A 5,895-nucleotide genomic window follows, 5' to 3' on the forward strand; every position below is an offset into this window, starting at 1 on the left:
CGGAGGACGCGAAGTTCCTTCAAAACGGACCGTCAGACGTCGACGAGGACCTTGCCGACCGTGCCGCCCTCGACGGCGGCGTGCGCGTCGGCGGTGCGCTCGAGCGGGAAGCGCGTGAGCGGCAGGCCCGCCTCCTCGCCGACTCGCAGGGCGCCGGCGGCGACCGCCGCGCGGACCCCGGCGACCGCGGCGTCCTTCTCGGCCGTCGACGCGGTGTAGAGCAGCAGGAACCGCCACCGCAGGTTCTTCGTCATGAAGGGCCGCACGGGGAACGACAGGGGATCCGGGGTGTCCGTCGCGTAGACGGCGATCGAGCCGTGCGGCGCGAGCACCTCGGCGTCGAGGCCCGCGTTCGCCACGGGGTTCACCTCCACCACGAGGTCGACCCCGTCGGGCGCCAGGTCGCTGATCCGCGCGGTCGCGTCCTCGGCCCGGTAGTCGACGACCTCGTGCGCGCCGGCCGCCCGGGCCAGCGCGGCCTTCGCGGCGGAGGACACGGTCGAGATCACGCGGGCGCCCGCCCAGGCCGCGAGCTCGATCGTCGCGTGCCCGACGGCGCCGGCGCCGCCCGCGACCAGCACCGTGCGGCCGGTCAACGCCCCGGGCGCGAGGGGCAGCGGCGCGGGATCGGCGGACCGGAGCGCGAGGTGCGCGGTGAGCGCCGGAACCCCGAGCGCGGCACCGAGGTCGAACGACGCCGCGTGGGGCAGCGGCACGACCCGGTCCGCAGGGACGACCGCGAGCTCCTGCGCGGTGCCGTCCGGGCGGCGGTAGGCCGCCTCCCAGACCCACACGCGCTCGCCCGGCGCGAAGCCGGAGCCCTCGCCGACCGCGTCCACCACGCCGGCGCCGTCCTGGTCCGGCACCTGCTGCCAGCCGGGATCGGTCCCGCTGCGGGACTTCCAGTCGGTCGGGTTGACCCCGGACACGTGGACGCGCACCCGGACCTCCCCGGGGCCGGGCTCGCGCGGATCGGTCTCGACCAGCCGGAGCACCTCCGGGCCGCCCGCCCGGTCGCAGACGATCGCACGCATGGCGTCCAGTCTCCCGATATCGGGGTGGGCGGACGCGGGGAGATCCGGCGAGGTCGACGGTAGGGACTGCCGCAGCGGCAACCGCAAGCCCGTGCATCGCTCGCTCTCCGAGATGTCATGCTTCCCGCATGGCGGCGCGGCTGGTGGTGGCGGTGAACGCCGCTGCGGGAGGCGGCCGGGCGCGGGCCGCCGGCGACCGCGCGGTCGCCGCGCTCGAGGCGGCCGGGCACCAGGTCGAGCGGCTCGCCGCCGAGACGAGCGGGGCGATGGAGGGGGCGCTGCGGGCGATCGCCGCGCGCGACGAGACGGACGCCGTGATCGTGGTCGGCGGCGACGGCTCGATCCACATCGCGGTCAACGCGCTCGCCCGCTCCTCCACCCCGCTCGGCATCGTCGCCGCGGGTACGGGCAACGACGTCGCCCGGTGCCTCGGGCTGCCGCACGCCGACCCGGACGCCGCCGTCGCGGTGCTGGTCGCCGCGCTCGCCGGGGACGAGCCGCGCACCCGCTCCATCGACGCCGTGCGGGTCAGCACGGGCCGCTGGTTCGTCGGCATGCTGTCCGCGGGCTTCGACGCCGCCGTCAACGAGCGGGCGAACCGGATGACGCGGCTGTCGGGCACGCCGCGGTACGTGGTCGCGGTGCTGCTGGAGGTGGTGCACCTGCACGCCAGGCGGTTCCGCATCACGATCGACCGGGACACCCGCCGCCTCGACGCGGTGCTGGTCACGGTCGGCAACACCGCGAGCATCGGCGGCGGCATGCGGCTCGCCCCCGACGCGAAGGTGGACGACGGCCTGCTGGACGTGCTGGTCGCGACGCCGCTGTCGCGCGGGGAGCTGCTGCGGCTGCTGCCGAAGGTGTTCAGGGGCGCGCACGTGAACGACGACCACGTCTCGATCGAGCGCGGCAGGGTGATCACGATCGACGTGGACGACCACGGACCGATCCCCGTCACCTACGCCGACGGGGAGCGGTTCGGGCCGCTGCCCGTGACGCTCGAGGTCGTCTCCGGCGCGCTGCAGGTGCTCGTCTGACTAGCGTTGCCGGTGTGGAGGAGCGCTGGGTCGCCGCGGACGACCCGGTGCTGCTGCCGCTGATCGAGGACCTCGCGCGCGACTACGACGCCCGGTACGCGCCGACGGACGGCGTCCCGTCGTCCGCGGAGCTGACCCGCTACCCGCCCGCGGTGTTCGCGGCGGAGCAGGGCGGCGCGTTCGTCGCGGTGGTCGACGGCGGCGTGCTCGTGGCGGGCGGCGCGCTGAAGCGGGGGAGCCGCGGCGCGGACGGCCGCCCGCTCGCCGAGCTGAAGCGGATGTGGACCGATCCCGGGCGGAGGCGCCAGGGCCTCGCCGGCCGCGTCCTGCGGCTGCTCGAGCAGCGGGCGGCGGACCTCGGCTACACCGGGCTCGAGCTGACCACCGGCGCCCGGCAGCCGGAGGCGGTCGCGCTGTACCTGCGGCACGGCTGGGTCCCCGACTTCGATCCGGACGTCCCGCGGGACGCCGCCGCCTACCTCCGCTTCACGAAGCCGGCCCAGGCTCCGGCGGGGTGACCGGGCGCGAGACGACCGGGCTCGAGTAGGCGACGCTCGTGGTCACCGAGCCCATCGCGCCGATCCGCCCGGACACCTGCTCCAGGTGCCGCATCGAGGTGGCCACGACCTTGATGACGAAGCAGTCGTCGCCGGTGACGTGGTGCGCCTCGAGCACCTCCGGGATGCCGTCGAGCAGCGCGTGCAGCGGCCCGTACGCGCTGCTCGGGTAGCGCAGGCGCAGGTGGGCGAGGATCGCGTAGCCCAGCGCCTCCGGGTCGACGTCCGCGCGGTAGCCGCGGATGACGCCCGCGTCCTCGAGCCGGCGGACCCGCTCGGCGACCGCGCTGGCGGACATCCGCACGTCGCGCGCGAGCTCCGCCATGCTGCGGCGGCCGTCGGCCTGCAGCGCGGCGAGGATCGCCCGATCGGTGCGGTCGGCGACGAACGGGGTTCCTGCGGCCATCCGGCTAGTCTGCCGTCGGAACCGCGGCCTGCGCCACGGAAGGCCGGGGGAGCGCTCTTCTTCAGGCTGATCCACCCGCGTAGCGTCCGGTGCCATGAACGACGCCGCAGCGCACTTCGCCGCCCGCCTCCGCTTCGAGACCGACGCCTCCGACGTGCGCGCCGCGCAGCTGGCGGGAGACCGGTTCGTGCTCGTCGACTCCCGCGGCGACGCGGCCTGGGCGCAGGGGCGGGCGGTCGGCGCGATCCACCTGCCGACCGCGCGCATCCCGTCGGAGGCCGGCGACCGGATCCCCGCCGGCACGCCGGTCGTCGTGTACTGCTGGGGACCCGGGTGCAACGGCGCGACGAAGGCGGGGCTCGCGTTCGCGGAGGCGGGCTACCCGGTCCGCGAGCTGCTCGGCGGGTTCGAGTACTGGGCCCGGGAGGGCCTCCCGGTCGAGACCGACGACGGACCCGTCGTGCGGGCGGCCGACCCGCTCACCGCGCCGGTGCGGGAGCCGGTCTGCGACTGCTGATCAGGGGTCGAGCAGCGCGTCCTGCGCGCCGGCCAGCAGCTCCTCCGCCGAGCCGCCCCGGTCGAGCAGCGCGACGAGCGCGGCCCGGATGGGGGCGGTGCCGCGACCGCTCCGCACCGCCGCGTGCCGCAGCAGGGAGGCGGCGTGCAGCGCCTCGATCGCGAGCAGATCGAGCACCGCGTCGACCGCGTCGTGCGTCGCCCTGGCCGCCGTCCAGCCCCACGTCGCGTAGTCCTCGACCTCGGACAGGACGACGTCGGCGAGGCTGACCGGGGCGGCGAGCGCCTGCAGGTCGACGTATCGCTCGGCGCCCGCGTACGCGAGCAGGCCGGGGATGCCCGCCGTCCCCTCGGCCCGCAGCGGCCGGGCGAGCGCGGACAGCACCCCGGTGCGGCGCACCGAGATCCGGCCGACGTGCGCGAGCGCCAGTCGCAGCCCCTCCAGCGCGAGCGTCAGGTCCGGCGCGGCGAAGTTGCCGTTCGGGATCACCGAGCGGCTCCCGACGTCGACGAGCGGGTTCTCGGCGCGGATCACCAGGGCGTCCTCGACCGTGGTGAGCAGGTCGTCGGCCCGCTCGGCGAGCGCGCCGTGCACCTGCGGCACGCAGCGGAACGACAGCTCGTCCTGCGTGCGCGTCTCGCGCGGCTCCCGCAGGAACGAGCCCGCCAGCGCCTCGCGGACCGCCTCGGCCGAGCGGGCCGTGCCGCTGCCGTCGGCGTCCGCGTGGACCTCGGCGGAGAACGGTCCCAGGTCGCCGGAGGGGCGGTGCGCCGCGGCCGCCTCGAGCGACAGGGCGACCGCCGCGTCGGCCGCGGCGCCGAGCAGCTCGAGCCGCGGGTCGAGCAGCACCGCGGAGCCGATGGTGAAGGCGTTCGTGTTCAGCAGCGAGAGCGCCTCGTGCGTCTCGAGCTCGAGCGGCTCGAGCCCGGCCGCCTCGAGCGCATCCGCCCCGGCGACGACGGCGCCGTCGCCGGTCAGGACGGCGCCCTCGCCGATCACGACCTGGGCGACGGCGGCGCCCAGCGCCAGGTCGGCCATGCCGACGGAGCCGCGGTCCCGCACCAGGGGCGTCACGTCGGTCGCGAGCAGCGCGACCAGCGCGTCCGCGACCGCGGGGCGCGCGCCCGCGCCGCCGAGCGCGAGCTGCGCCACCCGCGTCGCGATCGCGGCGCGGACGACGAGCGGGTCGAGCGGGTCGCCGATCGCGCCGGCGTGGTTGCGGATCACCTGCACCTGGAACGCGGCCTGGTCGTCGACCGCGTCGTCGGCCCCGGCGCCCAGGCGCCTCGTCGACCCGTAGACGGCGTCGCCGCGCCCCACCGCCTCCAGCAGCACGGCCCTCGAGACCGCCATCCGGGCGCGCGCCGCTGCACCGATGCGGATCGGGGCGCCCACGGCGACGGCGAGCACCTCCTGCGCGGAGACCGGGTCGGTGCCGACGACGACCGGCGCGGGGGCAGCCGGCGCGCTCATCGGTGCGACGCCAGGTTGCCGCGGAGGGTCGTGGCGGGCAGCTCGCGCTGCAGCAGCCCCGCGTCGCGCAGGGCGGGGACCAGCGGGTCGAGCGTCCGGTGCACGTGGGCGGGGTGCACCTGCCCGGTGAACAGGAAGCCGTCGGCCCCGCTGCCGTCGGCGAGCTCGCCGAGCCGGTCGGCGATCTCGGTCGGCGTGCCGACGACCGCGAGGCCGTCGGCCTTCGCCCGCGTGGCGAGGATCTCGCGCAGCGTCGCGCCGGCGGGCGAGCTCTTCACGAAGTTGTCGAGGGTGCCGCGGTTGCTGTTCGTCTCGAACGGCGGCAGCGGCTCGTCGAGGTCGAACCGGGCGAAGTCGACGTTCGTCAGGTAGGAGATCGACTGCAGCTGCTCGTCGATCGCGGCCTGCGTCAGCTCGGCCCGGCCGGCGCGGACGGAGGCGGTCTCCGCCGCGTTCGCGGTCGGGATCGGGTTCACCACGAACAGCACCGTGATCGCGTCGGGGTCGCGGCCGGCGTCCGCGGCGGCCTGCCGCACCGAGTCGCGCTGCGTGCGCATCCGCTCGGGCGTGGAGGCGAGCGCGAGCACGACGTCGGCGTGCTGGCCGGCGAACGCCTGGCCGCGCCCGGAGGCCCCGGCCTGCACCATCACGGGCTCCTCCTCAGGCGGCACCGCGTTCAGGGGGCCGCGGACGCGGAAGAACCGGCCCTCGTGGTCGATCGTGCGCACCTTGCTGAAGTCGGCGTACACGCCGTTCGCGGCGTCCTCGAGCACCGCGCCCGGCTCCCAGCTGCGCCAGAGCGCGCGGACCACGTCGACCCACTCGTCCGCGCGGTCGTAGCGGACGTCGTGCTCGGTCTGCTTGTCGAGGC

The 5,895-nt window shown here is 76.4% G+C and carries 7 protein-coding genes; 3 read left to right on the forward strand and 4 right to left on the reverse strand.

Annotation, left to right across the window (positions count from 1 at the left end; translation table 11 throughout):
- Positions 1-32: 32 nt before the first annotated feature.
- Positions 33-1,034, reverse strand: a complete 1,002-nt coding sequence (locus tag ACFE60_RS17015; RefSeq protein ID WP_375390046.1) for an NADPH:quinone reductase — start codon at positions 1,032-1,034, stop codon at positions 33-35.
- A gap of 128 nt (positions 1,035-1,162) precedes the next feature.
- Between ACFE60_RS17015 and ACFE60_RS17020 the strand changes: the two genes are divergently transcribed.
- Together ACFE60_RS17020 and ACFE60_RS17025 are read left to right on the forward strand one after the other, a co-directional pair.
- Positions 1,163-2,071: a diacylglycerol/lipid kinase family protein gene (locus ACFE60_RS17020; protein ID WP_375390047.1), complete on the forward strand. Its 909-nt coding sequence runs from the start codon at positions 1,163-1,165 to the stop codon at positions 2,069-2,071.
- Positions 2,072-2,085: 14 nt separating this feature from the next.
- Positions 2,086-2,589, forward strand: a complete 504-nt coding sequence (locus tag ACFE60_RS17025; RefSeq protein WP_375390048.1) for a GNAT family N-acetyltransferase — start codon at positions 2,086-2,088, stop codon at positions 2,587-2,589.
- Here the strand turns inward: ACFE60_RS17025 and ACFE60_RS17030 are convergent.
- Entirely contained in the window at positions 2,558-3,034 is a 477-nt protein-coding gene (locus ACFE60_RS17030) for an Lrp/AsnC family transcriptional regulator (protein WP_375390049.1), read from the reverse strand. The genes ACFE60_RS17025 and ACFE60_RS17030 overlap by 32 nt on opposite strands.
- 94 nt (positions 3,035-3,128) lie before the next feature.
- Here ACFE60_RS17030 and ACFE60_RS17035 point away from each other — a divergent pair, with 94 nt between their 5' ends.
- A complete protein-coding gene (locus ACFE60_RS17035; RefSeq protein WP_375390050.1) occupies positions 3,129-3,551 on the forward strand; it encodes a rhodanese-like domain-containing protein in 423 nt (140 codons plus the stop codon).
- Here ACFE60_RS17035 and ACFE60_RS17040 read toward each other — a convergent pair whose 3' ends face one another.
- Both ACFE60_RS17040 and ACFE60_RS17045 read right to left on the reverse strand, forming a co-directional pair.
- Positions 3,552-5,024: an aromatic amino acid lyase gene (locus tag ACFE60_RS17040; RefSeq protein ID WP_375390051.1), complete on the reverse strand. Its 1,473-nt coding sequence runs from the start codon at positions 5,022-5,024 to the stop codon at positions 3,552-3,554.
- Positions 5,021-5,895 (reverse strand): LLM class flavin-dependent oxidoreductase (locus tag ACFE60_RS17045; protein ID WP_375390052.1); only part of this gene is annotated, 875 nt, incomplete at its 5' end. The genes ACFE60_RS17045 and ACFE60_RS17040, both read right to left, overlap by 4 nt.

This window comes from uncultured Amnibacterium sp., assembly GCF_964245895.1.
Lineage (GTDB): Bacteria > Actinomycetota > Actinomycetes > Actinomycetales > Microbacteriaceae > Amnibacterium.

Excerpts from the sequence above, each read along its gene's own strand:
- ACFE60_RS17015 (WP_375390046.1), bottom strand. The coding sequence starts at position 1,034 with ATGCGTGCGATCGTCTGCGACCGGGCGGGCGGCCCGGAGGTGCTCCGG.
- ACFE60_RS17020 (WP_375390047.1), top strand. The coding sequence starts at position 1,163 with ATGGCGGCGCGGCTGGTGGTGGCGGTGAACGCCGCTGCGGGAGGCGGC.
- ACFE60_RS17030 (WP_375390049.1), bottom strand. The coding sequence starts at position 3,034 with ATGGCCGCAGGAACCCCGTTCGTCGCCGACCGCACCGATCGGGCGATC.
- ACFE60_RS17035 (WP_375390050.1), top strand. The coding sequence starts at position 3,129 with ATGAACGACGCCGCAGCGCACTTCGCCGCCCGCCTCCGCTTCGAGACC.
- ACFE60_RS17040 (WP_375390051.1), bottom strand. The coding sequence starts at position 5,024 with ATGAGCGCGCCGGCTGCCCCCGCGCCGGTCGTCGTCGGCACCGACCCG.